Origin of the sequence: Propionimicrobium lymphophilum DSM 4903 (assembly GCF_000423485.1) — a bacterium.
Classification (GTDB): domain Bacteria; phylum Actinomycetota; class Actinomycetes; order Propionibacteriales; family Propionibacteriaceae; genus Propionimicrobium; species Propionimicrobium lymphophilum.
On record NZ_AUIB01000011.1, the window covers coordinates 1 to 15,298 of the forward strand.

14 protein-coding genes, 1 tRNA gene and 1 pseudogene are annotated in these 15,298 nt (G+C 49.9%); 4 read left to right on the forward strand and 12 right to left on the reverse strand.

Translation table 11 applies throughout. The features are described from left to right. Nucleotides 1-356: 356 nt before the first annotated feature. From G556_RS0106570 to G556_RS10490, 3 genes are all read right to left on the reverse strand, one after another. On the reverse strand, nt 357-1,595 hold the full coding sequence (locus G556_RS0106570; RefSeq protein ID WP_028822195.1) for an exonuclease domain-containing protein: 1,239 nt from the start codon (nt 1,593-1,595) through the stop codon (nt 357-359). Between the two features lie 128 nt (nt 1,596-1,723). Further along, nucleotides 1,724-1,799, reverse strand: a tRNA-Thr gene (locus tag G556_RS0106575). Nucleotides 1,800-1,908: 109 nt separating this feature from the next. Next, the gene (locus G556_RS10490) at nt 1,909-2,847 is read right to left on the reverse strand and encodes an ornithine carbamoyltransferase (protein ID WP_051176748.1); all 939 of its coding nucleotides are present in this window, start codon (nt 2,845-2,847) and stop codon (nt 1,909-1,911) included. 121 nt (nt 2,848-2,968) lie between these two features. On the opposite strand from G556_RS10490, the gene G556_RS11085 reads away from it, so the two are divergent. The 3 genes from G556_RS11085 to G556_RS0106595 all read left to right on the forward strand — a co-directional run bounded on the left by G556_RS11085 (nt 2,969) and on the right by G556_RS0106595 (nt 5,101). Then, nucleotides 2,969-3,922 carry a glycosyltransferase family 2 protein gene (locus tag G556_RS11085; protein ID WP_162139764.1) on the forward strand — a complete coding sequence of 318 codons (954 nt, stop codon included), beginning with the start codon at nt 2,969-2,971 and terminating at the stop codon, nt 3,920-3,922. 106 nt (nt 3,923-4,028) lie between these two features. Beyond that, nucleotides 4,029-4,739, forward strand: coding sequence for a glycosyltransferase family 2 protein (locus tag G556_RS0106590; protein WP_051176763.1), 711 nt, complete (start codon nt 4,029-4,031; stop codon nt 4,737-4,739). After that, nucleotides 4,736-5,101 carry a DUF2304 domain-containing protein gene (locus tag G556_RS0106595; RefSeq protein WP_024111677.1) on the forward strand — a complete coding sequence of 122 codons (366 nt, stop codon included), beginning with the start codon at nt 4,736-4,738 and terminating at the stop codon, nt 5,099-5,101. The genes G556_RS0106590 and G556_RS0106595 overlap by 4 nt, the downstream gene beginning before the upstream one ends. Here G556_RS0106595 and G556_RS0106600 read toward each other — a convergent pair. From G556_RS0106600 to G556_RS11890, 6 genes and pseudogenes are all read right to left on the reverse strand, one after another. Next, entirely contained in the window at nt 5,098-6,369 is a 1,272-nt protein-coding gene (locus tag G556_RS0106600) for a lipopolysaccharide biosynthesis protein (RefSeq protein ID WP_028822198.1), read from the reverse strand. The two genes, G556_RS0106595 and G556_RS0106600, sit on opposite strands and share 4 nt — an antisense overlap. A gap of 12 nt (nt 6,370-6,381) precedes the next feature. Beyond that, nucleotides 6,382-7,818 (reverse strand): sodium:proton antiporter, encoded by a 1,437-nt coding sequence (locus G556_RS0106605; protein WP_028822199.1) that lies wholly within the window; start codon nt 7,816-7,818, stop codon nt 6,382-6,384. Nucleotides 7,819-7,936: 118 nt separating this feature from the next. Further along, entirely contained in the window at nt 7,937-8,254 is a 318-nt protein-coding gene (locus G556_RS11460) for a hypothetical protein (RefSeq protein ID WP_162139765.1), read from the reverse strand. Between the two features lie 9 nt (nt 8,255-8,263). Next, nucleotides 8,264-8,545, reverse strand: coding sequence for a L,D-transpeptidase (locus tag G556_RS11885; RefSeq protein WP_155941773.1), 282 nt, complete (start codon nt 8,543-8,545; stop codon nt 8,264-8,266). Beyond that, a complete protein-coding gene (locus tag G556_RS0106615) occupies nt 8,473-8,991 on the reverse strand; it encodes an Ig-like domain-containing protein (RefSeq protein WP_155941774.1) in 519 nt (172 codons plus the stop codon). The genes G556_RS11885 and G556_RS0106615 overlap by 73 nt, the downstream gene beginning before the upstream one ends. Nucleotides 8,992-9,024: 33 nt before the next feature. Continuing rightward, a pseudogene (locus G556_RS11890) lies at nt 9,025-9,081 on the reverse strand (lipoprotein); the annotation flags it as partial. A 191-nt stretch (nt 9,082-9,272) separates the two neighbouring features. On the opposite strand from G556_RS11890, the gene G556_RS0106620 reads away from it, so the two are divergent. Beyond that, on the forward strand, nt 9,273-10,154 hold the full coding sequence (locus G556_RS0106620; protein ID WP_028822202.1) for a glycosyltransferase family 2 protein: 882 nt from the start codon (nt 9,273-9,275) through the stop codon (nt 10,152-10,154). Nucleotides 10,155-10,208: 54 nt separating this feature from the next. On the opposite strand, the gene galE is transcribed toward G556_RS0106620, so the two are convergent. Genes galE through G556_RS0106635 form a run of 3 tightly spaced genes read right to left on the reverse strand, consistent with a single transcriptional unit; the run spans nt 10,209 to nt 15,183 of the window. Continuing rightward, nucleotides 10,209-11,189 (reverse strand): UDP-glucose 4-epimerase GalE, encoded by a 981-nt coding sequence (gene galE, locus G556_RS0106625; protein WP_028822203.1) that lies wholly within the window; start codon nt 11,187-11,189, stop codon nt 10,209-10,211. A gap of 44 nt (nt 11,190-11,233) precedes the next feature. Continuing rightward, the gene (locus G556_RS0106630) at nt 11,234-13,180 is read right to left on the reverse strand and encodes a DUF6541 family protein (RefSeq protein WP_028822204.1); all 1,947 of its coding nucleotides are present in this window, start codon (nt 13,178-13,180) and stop codon (nt 11,234-11,236) included. A gap of 26 nt (nt 13,181-13,206) precedes the next feature. Then, nucleotides 13,207-15,183, reverse strand: a complete 1,977-nt coding sequence (locus G556_RS0106635) for a DUF6541 family protein (RefSeq protein WP_028822205.1) — start codon at nt 15,181-15,183, stop codon at nt 13,207-13,209. Between the last annotated feature and the right edge of the window lie 115 nt (nt 15,184-15,298).

Sequence of the window (15,298 nt, forward strand, 5' to 3'; positions counted from 1 at the left end):
GACCAACAAGAACCATCAAAGCCCTGCAAGGTCACAACCCAGCAGAAACAGTCTAACAGACAATCCCCAAAAAGTCAAGCCCACTGTGGAATTTTTGTTGCCGTCTGACTCGTTTCCTCGCCAGGCGACTCGACCAACATTACGAGGTTCATTCCGTCATGTCAAATCGAATTTTTTGTTTTTGCTTCTTGTTGCTTTTGCCTTAGGACGCAACAACTCACTGTTTCTTCAGTTCGTTTTTCGAAGCGAAAGTGAACGATAGCCCAACATGGGACAGATGACAAATCGGGCATAAAAAACTTATTGCCAGCGCAGTTTTACGCTCAGATCCCTAACAGGCGCGTATATCGTGCGCTTCAGCTAAACCTCAGAATTGACTCGACAGCTGATTCAGCAATAACCGGTATTCCGTACTGCCTAGCTTTCTTTGTTTTACCTGATGATGAGTCTGGATCTCCAGCAATTAAAACTTTAGTCGCTTTCGCAATGCCAGCGTTCTTGACTCCTTTAGATTCAAAGAAGCCATCCCAATACTCTCTTGAGTGCAGGATAGGACCTGTTACACAAACCCGATCACCAACAAAAAGATCGATACATTCGTCCAACGCATGGCATGCCACAGTAACCAGATTAGTTTGACTCGCATATTCTGCGAATTTCTCATCACTAATGCTTAGACCCAAGTATTTGGCTATGGCACTGACAGTGGAGCGCTCATTTTCAGTGAGTACTCCGTCTTCGTATGCAGCTTGCAGAAGTGAATCCAAATAATTAGCGTGCATCAGTTGCAGTGCTTTTGAAGAAAGCTCATGCGCAGCTGCATAAGTCAAGATTCTTTCCTGCTCTTGGAAAGACATTCGTCTATCAAGAAAAACGTCATCGAGCATCTTGAAATAACTCGCAACCTCATCAGAATCTGGCACATCTCGATTAGCTACCGCCTTAGTCACCCAGCTTCCGTTGGCCAATGAATCATATGCTTTTTTAGCGTCCGTACGAGAAAATAACACCGGCCGAGAGACAGGGTCACTAAATCTGTAGCCGCAGAAGCTATCTGTGTCAGTTACAGCCTTACTAAAAGAATAATGGCTGCGAGATGGAGTTCGATCCAGTAGATAGCGAAGAAGCTCCGCCGTCGCCATCGCATCAGATAAGGCACTGTGAGCGAGTTGATTAATTATTCCTAATGCCTCGCATATGTCACCCAACTTTCTGGTTGGGAGATCTAAATAAGCCTTGGATAACTGCAAAGTATCTAAATAAGGGATACTTTCAGCTCCAAGAGCACCAGCAGCAGAAAGCTCTCGGGCAAGAAAACGAGCGTCAAATGAAGCGTTGTGCGCAACGAAGACACTTTCGTTCAGCTCCGAACCGATGAAGTCAGCAATATCTGAAAAAGCTGGCGCCCCAACAACGTCCCTAGCCGATATCCCATGAATGCCAGACGCGCCTATATGCCGTCTTGGATTAACGAGAGTTTCCCAGCTGTCGACGACTTTGCCATCAGGATCTAACCGAACTAAGCCAAGCTCGACGATCCGATCTTTGCTAGATAAGCCCGTCGTTTCGAGATCTACGACAACAAAGCCACGCATGGCAGAAGCCTAACCTTTTCTCATGGCGGGAAAAGAAAGACCGAAAAATCACAATGCTTTAGGCGTGAAACGTAAAAACGGCACCAGTGAAATATAGAACTTCAACAGGTAAAACTCGATTAAAAGAGTGGAGCCACCTACCAGAATCGAACTGGTGACCTATTCATTACGAGTGAATCGCTCTACCGACTGAGCTAAGGTGGCACGCCCGCTAAAAGCAGACCAGGCAACTATATCGACGAAACGGGCAAAGATAAAACCAGCGGGGTACACACGAGCAACTCACCCGGGCACTCCGCCGGTCTAAGAAAATTTATTCGGCGTCGTCAGACGAGTCGTAGCGCTGCTCGATCTGCTTTGCCTTGGCCTTTTCGCGGGCCGCGGCGATCGCCCACTTCTGGCGGCTGCGTCGCGGAGGAAGCTCCACGTACCCCATGCAGACCAGAATGATGGCCATCTGGATCTCGAGCATGCTGGCCTTAAAATCGGAGCCCGGATACCAGGGCCCCTCCAGGGCATCTTCGCTGACCTCGTCACCACGGGTGAAGGTCGGGATCGGCAGAAGCATCGCACCGTCCCTAGCCGATTCCATCAGCTCAGAGGTGACGCGGAACGGCACGAACTCTGCGCGGTGACGCGGCGGCGCCGAACGGGTGATGACCACGTCGGCGGATTTGATGGCCTTGGGCAGGTCTTGCCAGAAAAGTGACCCGGAAGTCTGAAAGCCGCGTGGGCAGCACTGGCGCAGGTTGAGGCCAAACACCCTGGAGGCTTCCAGCCAGCCGCGAGCGTGGGCGCCATCGGGGCCGACGAAAACATAGTTAAGCTTTTGCCAATCTGGGCGACGCTTGCGGATTTGGTAGATATCCGAAAGCACCTCGGTTGGGTTGTTGCGGTCGGACATCGTCACGATGACCGGCATCGGGCTTTCTGCTGCGAGCGTGCGCACAATCGGAAGGTTCTCGTGACGGACCATCATCGCGGACGCGAAGTTCGCCAGCAGCCCGGTGAAGTCGCGGGGATCCTCGTTACGTTCGAGAGCCATGGCGTCAAGAATGATGGCGTGCGCACCCAGCTTGTCGATGGCGTGCTCAGCCATGGAACGCCAGAACACCGACTCCTGCGGGATGAACAGGGCGATGCTTTTACCCTTCAGAGGTTCTGTATCAAGATTTTTAAGCCGATCTGCCAGGTCGAACACGGCTTCAAGGTCGTCTTTAACCCAGTCAGTAAGCGCGAGAAGATGCTTCATTCTTTTATCGTGGCACATTTAAAAGTTTTTTGTTACACGAAGCGCACAATCTACTTTGCTTTTCACAGGTACGCTTTAACCATCCCAGACAGCCCAACCGGACGGAGACCAGATGCCCAAAGTGTCCATTATAATGCCGGCGTACAACGCGCAGGAAACCGTCAAGCGAGCAGTGAGAAGCGTCTTTGCTCAAGACTTCGCCGACTGGGAGCTCATCATAGTCGACGATGGCTCCACCGACGACACAGCAGAAATACTACAACAGTTATCTGAGGAGCTCAATGACGAGCGGTTAAAGCTAGTTCTTAACGAGCCGAACAGAGGGCCTTCCGGTGCGCGCAACAAGGGGCTAGAAATAGCCACCGGCGAGTGGCTAACCTTCCTAGACTCCGACGACGAATTCACCTCGCGCAGGCTGAGCAGCGCGTTGGAGAAGGCCGGGCCCGTAATCGACATAGTCGTCTGCAGGCACGAACTCCGACAGGTCGACGAGAGCTCGCGCATCAGGGGCATTAAGAAATCGGGTCCGATCAACGGCAGAGACTTTATAAACGCCGTGATTAGCGAACAGGTCACTAACTATTCCTGGGACAAGATCTTCAGGGCGTCCAAGGCTGGGCAGGTAAGGTTCCGTCCGATACTGCGGGCGGAAGACAAGATCCACACGGTCGAGTGCGCGGTCTATGCTCGGAAGGTGGCCTTCACCGACTATCCAGGAATTAGGTATTACGTCTCTCCAGGTTCCCTGACATGGGGGCGAGTCAGCACTGACGAAGAGACCGAGCACCTGTTATCCTGCCTAGCGGACTTGGTCTCGGCGCTACCTGAAAGCAAGAAGACCCGACTGGCTCTCAAAGCAAGCAGGACGCTAACCTACCTCTCCGTCGCGCACCAGCACCTTTTCCAAAAGAGCGACCCGTCTGATCTTAGAAACAATTTTAGTTTTGGTGACGTTCTTGCTACCGCCAGATTCCAGCCATTATTTGCTGTCGCAGGGGCTATATTCAAGATCTCTCCTCGCGCTTATTCATGGCTGTACAAGAACTACATTGGGAAAAGATACGGTCTTCAGTAAACCGTCCGGAGTCGTCCTCGCCGATATAGTGTCCGCGAGATAATCTTTATAGAAGTTATTCAAAATCACTGATTGGAGAGCCGTTGTGGTTCGTACGCTAATCATCATGCCTGCCTGGAATGAGGAAGAAGCGATTTCTGAAACCATACATGAGGTTCGTCAGATCGTGCCTCAAATGGACCTACTAGTAGTTAATGATGGATCGACAGACAACACAGAAAAAGTAGCGACCGCAGCAGGAGCTAAGGTTCTAACGCTTCCATTCAACTTAGGCGTCGGCGGGGCGATGCGAGCAGGCTACAAATATGCTGAGCTCTTTGACTACGATCAGGCAATTCAGCTAGACGCTGACGGGCAACATGACCCGCGGAATATCCAGTCAGTATTAGACGGTCTGAATAAAACCAATATTTCAATTGGTGCCCGTTTCGCTGGCAAGGGGAGCTACCAGGCAAGAGGGCCCAGAAAATGGGCAATGAATCTTTTAGCTGGAATTATTTCTAGGCTCGCAAAAACCAGGCTCACGGATATAACTAGTGGATTCAGAGCCGCGGACCGTCTGGCGATAAAACAGTACTGCAAGCACTACCCAGCTGAGTATCTTGGCGATACTGTCGATTCATTGGTCGTCGCCATTCGCTCCGGCCTAACTGTCAGCCAGGTTGGCGTAGAGATGCGAAAAAGACGAGCAGGAGTTCCTTCAAACAACCCTATTAAGGCTGCAATCTACTTGTTTAGATCACTTCTTGCTCTTTTAATAGCAATGACGCGACGACCAGTAAAACACCACGATCTTTCTGATGGAGGCCAGGCATGAAAACTTCAATTTTCTTCTTAGCAATCTGCATCGTTGTCCTTTTCGCGGTAATTTACATGCTTCGCTCCAGAAAACTCCGCGAAAAATATGCTATTTTCTGGCTAACAATCGGCATCATGATAGTTGTTCTAGCGGCTTTTCCTAAGGCTCTGGTATGGGCCGCTACAGTAACTGGGTTCGAAGTACCTTCGAACCTATTGTTTGCTCTGGCAATAATTCTTTTGCTCGGGGTTGCTCTCCAGTTGAGCCTTGAGATCTCCCGTGATGAAGACAAAATCAGGACGCTAGCAGAACACGTAGCTATCCTAAATCTTGAAATCAAATCATTACGACACAACGACGGAACAGGCCGTAAGAATTAATTCCCTTCACAAACATCACTCATCCGAATACCTAAAAGATGAACCGCCATCCCAGTAAGCGGAGAGAGTATAAGAGCCGTGATTGAGCGAGCTGTGACATCGAAGGGTAGGACTAAGAGCAGAAAGAAAGCCACACAAGCAGCGATAACCCATCCCCAGACATATTCCCTATGTTTATTCAAAGCTATAGACGTTGCTCCAGACAAAACTAGCCACGCCATAGCCACCGAAGCTAGCGTCAAGAGGCCGATAGTTTTTGATGAAATCTCATAGGCGCCGCCAAACAGAAGTCTCATAAGCTGAGGACCTATCAAAGCTGCGCAAGCTGATAACGCAATACCAACACCTAAAATGATGACTTGTAGCTTGAGCAGCATCTTCATACGACCACTATTTGCCTCAGCCACCCATGTGATTAAAACACCTTGAAAAGCTTGAAGCGGAATCATGATCGGCGATCTGGTTAAAGAGACAGCAAGCATAAGAGTTGCTAACAGTGCCGGGTCTTCCCCATCTGAAGTTATCTCCAGCATTGTGGGGAATCCTGTGACTAATGCAGCCCATGCTGCAGAGCTAAGCATCGCTTGAAGATTATATTTAACTAGGCGCGCTACTGAAACATCTGCTCTTTTTCTAAGCATATTTTTGCCCGTGGCCCCTAATAGAAACAGTAGCCATGTTGCAGAAGGAATCGCTGATGCAATTTCAAGACCAAGCAAATCTGCAAGATAAAAACCCGCTAGGGCAACGAGCACAAGCCGGATCACGGCCTCTGCCGCCAGTAAAAGTGAATAATGCCCCCACGCTTTTGATCCGGCAAACATGCCAGATAAAGACATTTCTCCGGAATAGAAGAAAACGCCCACCGATATGGTAATCGTGCCTATTAATGGTGCAGAAGGTGTTAGCCTTCCCGACCAGAAGATTGAGGAAAGGGCTACTAATAGAGCTCCTACGAGGCCGATGCCCAACGCAGTATAGACAATCTTTGCGCGGCCAACGGGCGGATCTCCCTTTTTATCTAACGCGCGCCCAGTCGCTGCTGCTCTTGTTGATTCAGTCTGCGTGCCAGAGATAATTCCAAAAATGCCAAATATTAACCCCCAAAATACGAGGAATTCTTTATTCTCCTCGACAGTTAGGGTCCGAGCAGAAATTACTGTCACGAGGAAACTGGAAATCGCAGATGCCGCTGATGCGAACAAGATTCCACCAGCTTTAGATTTTCCTATAGGGCCAGGGTCCTTTTTTTCGCTAATGTGCACCACTACCTATGCCTCCTAGATATTCTGTCGGCTACCAACAATATTTTTTACTCTCTTAGCGTCGCCGTGCGACTTGTAGATCAGGTAGGCGCAGTAGGCCAGGATCGCAAGGCCCAGGGCGATGCCGATGATGGTGGTTACGGTGCCCTCGGCGATGGTGATCAGAACCATGACGGCGAGAACCGGGATCAGGTAGCGAATCGTCCAGCCGATGTAGCCGCCGAAGCTAGGCATCTGGACGCCACGTGATTCGGCAACGGACTTGACCATGAAGTTCGGGCCGTTGCCGATGTAGGTCAGGGCGCCCAGCGTCACGGCACCGATGCTGATTGCAACCAGGTAGGGCTCGTATACGCCAGCAACCGAAGGCTCGCCGGGCAGCTGAGCCGCCATCTCGAAGAACGTGGCGTAAGTCGGGGCGTTGTCGAGGAAGCCGGAAAGACCACCCGTGAACAGGTAGAACGTCACCTCGTTGAGCGGCAGCTTCGGAGCGATCTCGGCCAGGTAACGCAGCGCGGGCATCATCGTCGCGAAGATGCCGATGAACAACACGGCGACCTCGACGATCGGACCCCAGGTGAACTCGTTAAGTTCGTAGCGGATCTTCTTGCTGCCGAAGACAAACGAGCCGACAACGGCAAGCCCGAACAGCAGTTCGCGCCACGGAACCCAAGAGGCCCAAGTGGCCGTGCCAGCCTCGATAGCTTGCAGGTCGATGGACGGAACAACTGCAACGCCAACGATGATCATCGCGAAGAAGATGAAGTTGATGGCTCCGCGAAGTCGGATAGGCGTCGTGTGGGTGTAGTCCAGCAGCTTGTCGCTTACCTCTTCCTTCGCGTAAGCGGCGGTGTCCAGCGCGTAGTAAAGCACAAGCAGAAGACCGTTGATGACCAGCCATTCGGGAATCAGGTGGAACGTCCAGGTGAACGGGACTCCGCGAAGGAAGCCGAGGAATAGCGGCGGATCACCCAGCGGAGTCAGCAAACCACCGTTGTTGGCGACGATAAGAATCGTGAAGATAACCGTCTGAGCTTTGCGTTTGCGCTCGGCGTTGATGTTCAGCAGAGGCCGGATCAACAGCATGGCTGCGCCCGTCGTCCCGACAAACGAGGCGATAGCGGCACCGATGGCAAGAAAGATCGTGTTGTTCTTAGGCGTAGCCCTGATATCGCCCTCGAGATAGATCGACCCGGAAACGACGAACAACGCAAACAACAAAGCGATGAACTGGAAATATTCGAAGGCCGTGTGGCCAACAGTCACCCAGCCGAAGTTATACGCCATGTAGGCGATGACCGGCACGCCGAGAACAAGAGCGATGCCGAGCTGGAACCTCCAGTCCTCCCACTTCTCCGTCGTCGCAGGCACGAGAGGCAGGATGGCGATGGATAACAACATCACCACGAACGGGATGATCGTCCATGCCGGAACAGACTCTAATGGAATCACTTAACTTCACCACTTTCTGTGGTTGGGATGGCCTCAGCTCGCTATCCACGGCGAGAGAGAATTATTTTTTATCAACATGAGTGATTCTGACACAGCGCCAACCACCCGATTTGAACTTTCACCATCTAACACGTTGACAGGCAAGCCGATCAAATAGTTTTCTGGTTTTTACCACTTCGGGCTTGACAGATGTACAAAGCACCTCTTCATAAAGAAATTGCCCGGGCTTGTGAAATTCCACAACTACTGAGCGTTGTCGGTGGCCATGTCCGTGCAACCATGGCTGACGTTTGCATAGCCGTGCGAATTTTGCGCCCCAAGGCGCCGCGTGCAGGTATTCGCCCGCCCAGGTGATGCGCTGGGCTAGGTTGACGTCCAGCTTGTAGCCGCCAGGAGAATCGTGCGGGATTCCGAAGACGGAAGAGTCCATGACCACCGGGTTCTTCTATTCCATGATGAGTTTGGTGCCGGTCATAGCCTCGAAGCTCTTGCGTCCCGAAGTCACGTAGATCTCGCGCACTTGCTTGCCGTTCTCGTACGCGGAAAGCTTGTGATTCTCGATGTTCACCTTCATGACTCGATTAGGGCCGAAGGTGTAGTCCACCTGAGCATTGTTCAACACCCACATTTCTCCCACCAACAGACCCGCAGCGTTCACCTCGACGTGAGCCGTGGTGTTGGGCTCCCAATAAGCTTTCGGACGCCAATACATGGTGTGCTCGTCCATCCAGCCTCAAGAACCCTCTCGCTCGGGCGTGGTTTTGACGGTGGCCACGGCCATGATGGCTTTACGCTCGGCCTGGCCGTAGACCGGCATATCGAAGCGAGCCCACACAGGCATCCTGCTGCCGGCACGCCCCCTGCAAAGAGGAAATCAACCGCGACAACCCACTGCGGGTCTGGCGTCTGCGCCTGGACCTGCTCGGAGACCTGGTTACCGTCAGTGCCGGTTGCTTTAGTGATGATTGTCACGGTCTGCTGCAGCGGCAAGCCGGTGTCCGCCTTCCACTTGCCATCGGCGACCTTGCCAGCGGCAGGTTCGCCGTTCTGATCGATCACGTCGACAGAATCTAGTTCGCCACCGGTGACGGAGACAGAAATGGTATCTTGGGGCTTGATGTTGCCCAGCCCATTCTCCGTGGAGATAGCGATTTTCGCTGCTTTTGCGACCACTTCCGAAGAGCTATTCTCATGAATTGACCGGCTACTACAGCCAGACAGAATCAAGGCAAGGGTAATGCCTAAGATACCTATTCTCTTCATCCTTATTGCAAATAGACGTTCCCTTGGCTAAAGCTCCATTACCTTCCTTGCCTAATTGGGTTGATACTTAAGCAGCCTAATTACAGGCCTAAAACAAAAACGACGAAACCATAGCCATAGTGAGGCTTATTGTCACTATTAATGGGGTGGTCAGCTAAAATTTATGACTACCGTCTACAAAGGAGAGTTTCATGACCGTCGATGTCCTCTTTCCATACTATGGGGATGTTGAGTTGATGAAGCAGGCTGTAAGAAGCGTGCTAAATCAACAAAACCCAGATTTCCGTCTAGTAGTGGTCGACGATGGATACCCGGATGATTCGATTCCAGGATGGTTCGAGTCATTAAACGATGAACGCGTAAGTTACGAACGCAACGAGAAAAACCTCGGTGCCAATGGAAACTATCGCAAATGTCTCACGAAGATAGAGAATGATCTAGCAGTCGTTATGGGAGCCGACGACATCATGCTCCCGAACTACCTCGACTGGCTGGTTAACGCAGCTGAGAACAACCCCGAAGTAGACATCTTCCAGCCGGGCGTGATATCTATCGACGAGAATGGCGCCTACAGCAACACGCTAGTCGAGAAGGTTAAATCCGCATATCGACCAAAAGGTAAGGGACAGCGAATAATTCAAGGTGAGTCGGCAGCTGCCTCTCTTCTGAGAGGCGACTGGCTCTACTTCCCTTCGCTCGCCTGGCGTACCGGAAAAATGAAGGAAATCAGTTTCCGTCCCGAATACGATGTCGTTCAAGATCTGGCTTTGGTTTTAGACATCCTTATGCGTGGCGGGTCGCTACTTTTGGACGATTGCGTCGCTTTCTTGTACCGCCGGCACTCTGGATCAGACTCGTCTTGGAGAGCGCTAGAAGGAACTCGGTTCACTGAGGAACGCGCATTTTTCGAGACCATGAGTCACGAGATGACAGAGTTAGGGTGGAAGAAGGCGTCAAGAATTGCGAAGATTCACTTATCGAGCCGACTTCACGCATTGACCCTGCTTCCGAAGGCCGCCTTGAAAAACAACAAAAAGGGCGTCAAGAACCTGACAATGCATTTGGTCAAATAGTAAAGGCAAAGTTTGGGGCCAGCTAAGATTTCCAACTGGCCCCAAACTTTTATCTTATTTTTCGATCTTGCGAGGCCCCGCCTGCCAGGCATCCCATGCGGATTGGACGATCTCGCGAACACCTGCGGAAGCCGTGAAGTCCATGTCCTCCTTGATGTGCTCAACCTCGGCGATCAGCTTCGGCGGGTCACCTGCACGACGGCCTTCGATGACGGGCGTGGTGTCCAGGCCAGAAACCTCACCAACCGCCTCAACAATCTCTTTGACCGATGTGCCCTGACCGGTACCGACGTTGTAAGCATGGTTAGGCAGGTCGCCGTCGAGAGCATGCATGGCTTCGATGTGCGCCTGAGCAAGTTCCTTGACGTGCACATAATCGCGGATGCAGGTGCCGTCAGGGGTGTCGTAGTCGTCACCGAATACACGCGGCGCCTCGCCCTTTGCGAGCCTGTCCAGAACCATCGGGATCAGGTTCATGATGACGGAGTCGCCGAGTTCTGGCCAGCCGGCACCAGCAACGTTGAAGTAGCGCAGGGCTACCCACTTCAGGCCCCAGGCCTTTTCGCAGTCTTCCATCATCCACTCGCCGATGACCTTCGTGCGGCCGTACGGGTTAACCGGGGAAAGCTGCGCGTCCTCCTTGACTATTGCGTCTTCGGGCGCGCCGTAGACGGATGCGGACGAGGAGAAGATCATCTTCTTGACACCCTCGGCCTCCATAGCAGCCAAAACGTTGATCAGCCCACCAACATTCTGACGGTAGTAGAACAGTGGCTTCTCCACCGATTCTCCAACCTGTTTCTGAGCCGCGAAGTGGATGACCGCGTCAACCTTGTAATCGCGGATTACTTTGCGGATTTTCGCGACGGCGTCGTCGGGAGCAATGTCGATTTTCTCTAGTGGTGCTCCCTGCACGCGATCTTCGGTGGCGTTCGAGAGGTCATCCACAACGACGACTTCGGAGCCCTGCTCGCGCAGCAACTTGGTGACGTGAGCACCGATGTATCCGGCACCGCCAACTACCATTACGCTCATACGCTTAATTTCCTCCCATACTTGCGCAGCAATCAACTGACACGTCATTGCTGACTTGTGCCGCACCCGACAATTTTATAAATAGCCGCTTTACCACTTACAGCAAGCAGATCAAAACTGGAATTATTTTTGAAATTATTAAACCCAGCATAAGACTTATCATTTTCACCGACGTAGCGATCACCGAAATCTAGGACATATTCAACCCCGAGGCGCTTAGCCGCTTCACAAACTTTCGGATTATGCCCTATCTCATCCAGGTGCTCTTCCAAAATACGAACATCATCGGTAGGTTCGTATAGCAAATGGGTATTGATAGTTTTTATACCTTTGTACGCGTAGATCATTGATGATCCGTTATTTGGAACTGTGCCTAAAACGGCATCATCGGGTAGCCGGTATTCAGCGATATCGAAGATCTTCATTTCATTCTTGTCCAAGAGCATAGGCGAGCCATCGTCACCTGTGCTACCCATCTGGTAATTTTCAGCTGTCTTCTCATCAGAATGCCTAATGCCTGGTTCAACCTGCGAGAGGATAAGGCTGAATAAAACAAAAAGAATCGCGATGACTCTGACGTCGGTTCGCTTTAATTCCGCACGTTGCACCAGACTCTTTAAGACGAGCTTAAAACCAATCACCGCTAATAACAGAGCTGGCACAGAGATGAGAGGCAAAATCCTATAAGGGTCCATGTACCAGGGACCCGTCACGGCCCAACGCAACCAAGATATGGCACTTGATGAGACGATACCCCAAGCAAGAACTACAATTCCCCAAATCATCAACAACCAAATACGTTTTCTTCTCCAAATGCAGATGATAAGGCCACTAACAGAAAAGAAACTAACAACGTATAGCGCGCCATGCCTTATTCCCTCATTGAGCAAGGCAGAACCGAAAGCCATGTCAAAAGTCTGGCTAGGCTCCCAAATGGCCGATTCTCGCATCGGTCTAATCAAGGCCCAGCAAGCAAATATCATCACCCAGATAAGGAAAAATACGCCAACAGAAAACCGGAATTCTTTCTTCGAGATTTCACCTGATGCCTTATAGCGACATTTTCTGGCAACCCAAATGATGGTCACGGGAATCATCATCAAAAAGAAAGCAAATGCGCCGGTGGGGTGAATTAAGCAAGCACCAGCACCGGCAAAGCATAAGAGAACGAATGTCTCAGAAAAAGGTTGCTTTTTATTTACTCCAACATCAAAAAGCTGCAAACCCAACGCCAGCAATACCGGCAAAAACACATAGGCAGCAAAAAGCGGATAAAGAACCCAATCAAGAAGAGTAACCGGCATTGAGTTGAAAGCTGGGACAAGTACCGCAGCAGCAATCACGTTCACTAGTTTCATTCCAAAAACGGTTTCCACCAGATAAAAACACGAAATCAACCATGTGAACGCAAAGAGAATCAGCACTACAGCGTTGAAACTTTCGCCTAACGAACTCGGAAAAATCTCGAGCACCCCGGAAACGATATCGTGAAAACCGTTCGGATAGAACTGCTTTCCGTTTGCCCCTGTCACATAAAAGACATGTAACGGAGAGCCATTTTTAGTATCGACGATAAAACGAACCGCATTGAGATGAAAGACGTTATCGTACGTTTGAGCGATATTACTAGGATGCCGAACAATTCGAACATACCTCATGGCGAGCAGAGATACTCCCGCCAAGAATACCAAAACAATAGTTAAGTTTGTCCTAGGAGGTCGAAAATTTATCTTACAAGGAATCTTCCTATATATAACAGCAACCAAAACTGAAATAATGAGACTCAGACCAGAGGGGACTCGCCACGTCCACGGAATATTAAAAAATCCGAATACAAGACCAGTCGAAACATGCAAAAAAGCTGTCACCAGAGGTGCTATAGCCAACGATCTTAAAAGAGGTTGTCTAGCCAAAACTAGTATGGCGAAACCAGGCAAATACAACATCGCCAAGCCGACCAAAATAACCGGCAGAAGGCCTAACCAATCCATGTAAAACTCACCTTCTTTTAATATCGCTAAGCATTACAGCCGACAACTTCATAGATAGCCGCGTTACCTTCTGACGCCACTTTTCTGAAGGAAGAATTATTTTTTAAGTTGTTCAAACCACGATATTCTCTCTTCTGCAACGTAACCAAGTGATTCCCAAAGTCAAGCGCATAATCAACGCCTAGCCGTTTTGTGGCCGCACAGGCATCTTTATTCCAGCCAATCTCATCGAGATGCTCTTCGACTTCCTCAACATCTTTTGTAGGTTGATAAAAAATATGCGTATTTATGGTTTTTATTCCAGTGAATGCGTATAGGAGAGAAGAACCATTATTCGTTGCAGTCGCAACTAATGCATCAGATGGGAGGTTATTTCCGGCAAATTCAATAATCTCCCTCTCCTCCTTTGTTAGCAGCATGCTTTTGTCTCTGATGTAGTTCGCCTGTCTCCAGGAAGGCTCTTTGTCTGAGTAATATCGATAGGTTTCTGCTGCAAAAGAATCAGAAGTAACCAAACCAGGCTCGATCTGAGTTATTAAACAAGCTGTAGCTATTGAAACCATCAATAAATGGTTCGTCTGAAAACGAGCTAGGCGCGAGTGATTGTTCAGCCATCTAACTACTGACAAGGATCCCTCAACGCATAGCGGCACGACCAATATAGAAAGGACCGACAAAATTCTGAGGCTATCTGCGTACCATGGCCCAACCATAAATTCGCGGACAGTCTCGATCGGAGCGCAAGCGGCAACAATCCAGAAAAAAGCAACGGTCAGCCATGAATACAAAAGAAAACAATTTTTTTTAGAACGAAATACCGCGAACATGCCTATGTTCATGAGAACGCTTACAGCAATTAATGGCCTAAGCATAGGCCCACCGTTTAGCAGAGCGGAACCTAACGCTTCGCCGGCCCTTCTGCTTGACCCCCACTGCGCTCCACCGGTCATTTTTGTTCCAACTATCCACAGAGCTACCACAGCAATGGCGATAGTTACGTCAAGTAGCACCAGGTTGGGTATACCGCTTTTACTGTGCGATAAGTGGCCGAAACGTTTTTTCAGAGTTGCGTTCCACATAACAAAAACGGGGATAGCTAGTAGAACAAAAGCGTGAGCGACTGAAGGATGCGCGAAACACAACCCTATTCCAGCTAGAATAAAGAGACTTATCTGGCTCCAGCGAGGAGAAGGCCACAGAGCATCCTCTTCTAACAGCTCAAGGAAAAGAGCTAAAAGCACTGGCAAGCTAGAGTAGGCCAATAACAGAGGATACAGAACCCCCCAATACATAGGAAGCATCGGCAGCCCTGTCAATCCTGCAGCGAACAAGGCTGTAAAGGCCATAGACGTTGGGCTTGATCCGAAAATAACCTTAGCTAGGTACATGCATGAAATCATCCAAGTGCAAACAAAAATCACGAAGACTAATGAGTTAACCGCCTCGGCTATATTATTCGGGAAGAAATACAGAACTGAAGCGGCTAGTTCATGGAAACCATTCGGATAAAAACCATTGCCATTCTCACCCGTAACTTTTAGAACATGAAGTGGCGAGCCATTTTGGGAATCTAGAACAAACCGTGTTGCATTCAAGTGAAAGACGTTATCAAAAGTCTGTGAAATGTTCGATGGAGAACCGATGATTCTAAAGAATCTAAAAGCAAGAAAAGACGCGCCCACCATCCCTACCAGTATGGCGACCAAGCACCCCATTCTATCTTGATTTTGGCACTGATTTTCTCTAAATACCGAGCTTTTTTTTGCGAAAAAGATAAAAGAACCAATTATCACAGATGCGATTAAAGGAACTATCCAGTTCCAGCTAATCCCGATAACCGAAAAAAATATAGCTGTCGTTGCGTTGACTAGTACAGTTAAAGCAGGCGCGATCGCTAGAACTTTAAACATAGTTTGCCTAGCTCCCAGTAAAATTATTATTCCTGGCCCGTACGTAAGTCCAGCAGCAACAAGGACAACGGGGACAAATTCAATCCAGGTCATCAAGCAATCTCCAAGCCTCACCTTTAAACACGCCATGCTGATGGTACACGACCTCAACGCGCTAGCATGGTTATATTGTCCTCTACTGCAACACTCTTTTATGGCTAACCCGCCG

What these genes read in the sequence shown, in the direction of transcription:
- G556_RS0106595 (WP_024111677.1), top strand. Translation starts at nt 4,736, where the DNA reads ATGAAAACTTCAATTTTCTTCTTAGCAATCTGCATCGTTGTCCTTTTC.
- galE (WP_028822203.1), bottom strand. Translation starts at nt 11,189, where the DNA reads ATGAGCGTAATGGTAGTTGGCGGTGCCGGATACATCGGTGCTCACGTC.
- G556_RS0106630 (WP_028822204.1), bottom strand. Translation starts at nt 13,180, where the DNA reads ATGGATTGGTTAGGCCTTCTGCCGGTTATTTTGGTCGGCTTGGCGATG.
- G556_RS11885 (WP_155941773.1), bottom strand. Translation starts at nt 8,545, where the DNA reads ATGGACGAGCACACCATGTATTGGCGTCCGAAAGCTTATTGGGAGCCC.
- G556_RS10490 (WP_051176748.1), bottom strand. Translation starts at nt 2,847, where the DNA reads ATGAAGCATCTTCTCGCGCTTACTGACTGGGTTAAAGACGACCTTGAA.
- G556_RS0106570 (WP_028822195.1), bottom strand. Translation starts at nt 1,595, where the DNA reads ATGCGTGGCTTTGTTGTCGTAGATCTCGAAACGACGGGCTTATCTAGC.
- G556_RS0106620 (WP_028822202.1), top strand. Translation starts at nt 9,273, where the DNA reads ATGACCGTCGATGTCCTCTTTCCATACTATGGGGATGTTGAGTTGATG.
- G556_RS0106635 (WP_028822205.1), bottom strand. Translation starts at nt 15,183, where the DNA reads ATGACCTGGATTGAATTTGTCCCCGTTGTCCTTGTTGCTGCTGGACTT.
- G556_RS0106590 (WP_051176763.1), top strand. Translation starts at nt 4,029, where the DNA reads ATGCCTGCCTGGAATGAGGAAGAAGCGATTTCTGAAACCATACATGAG.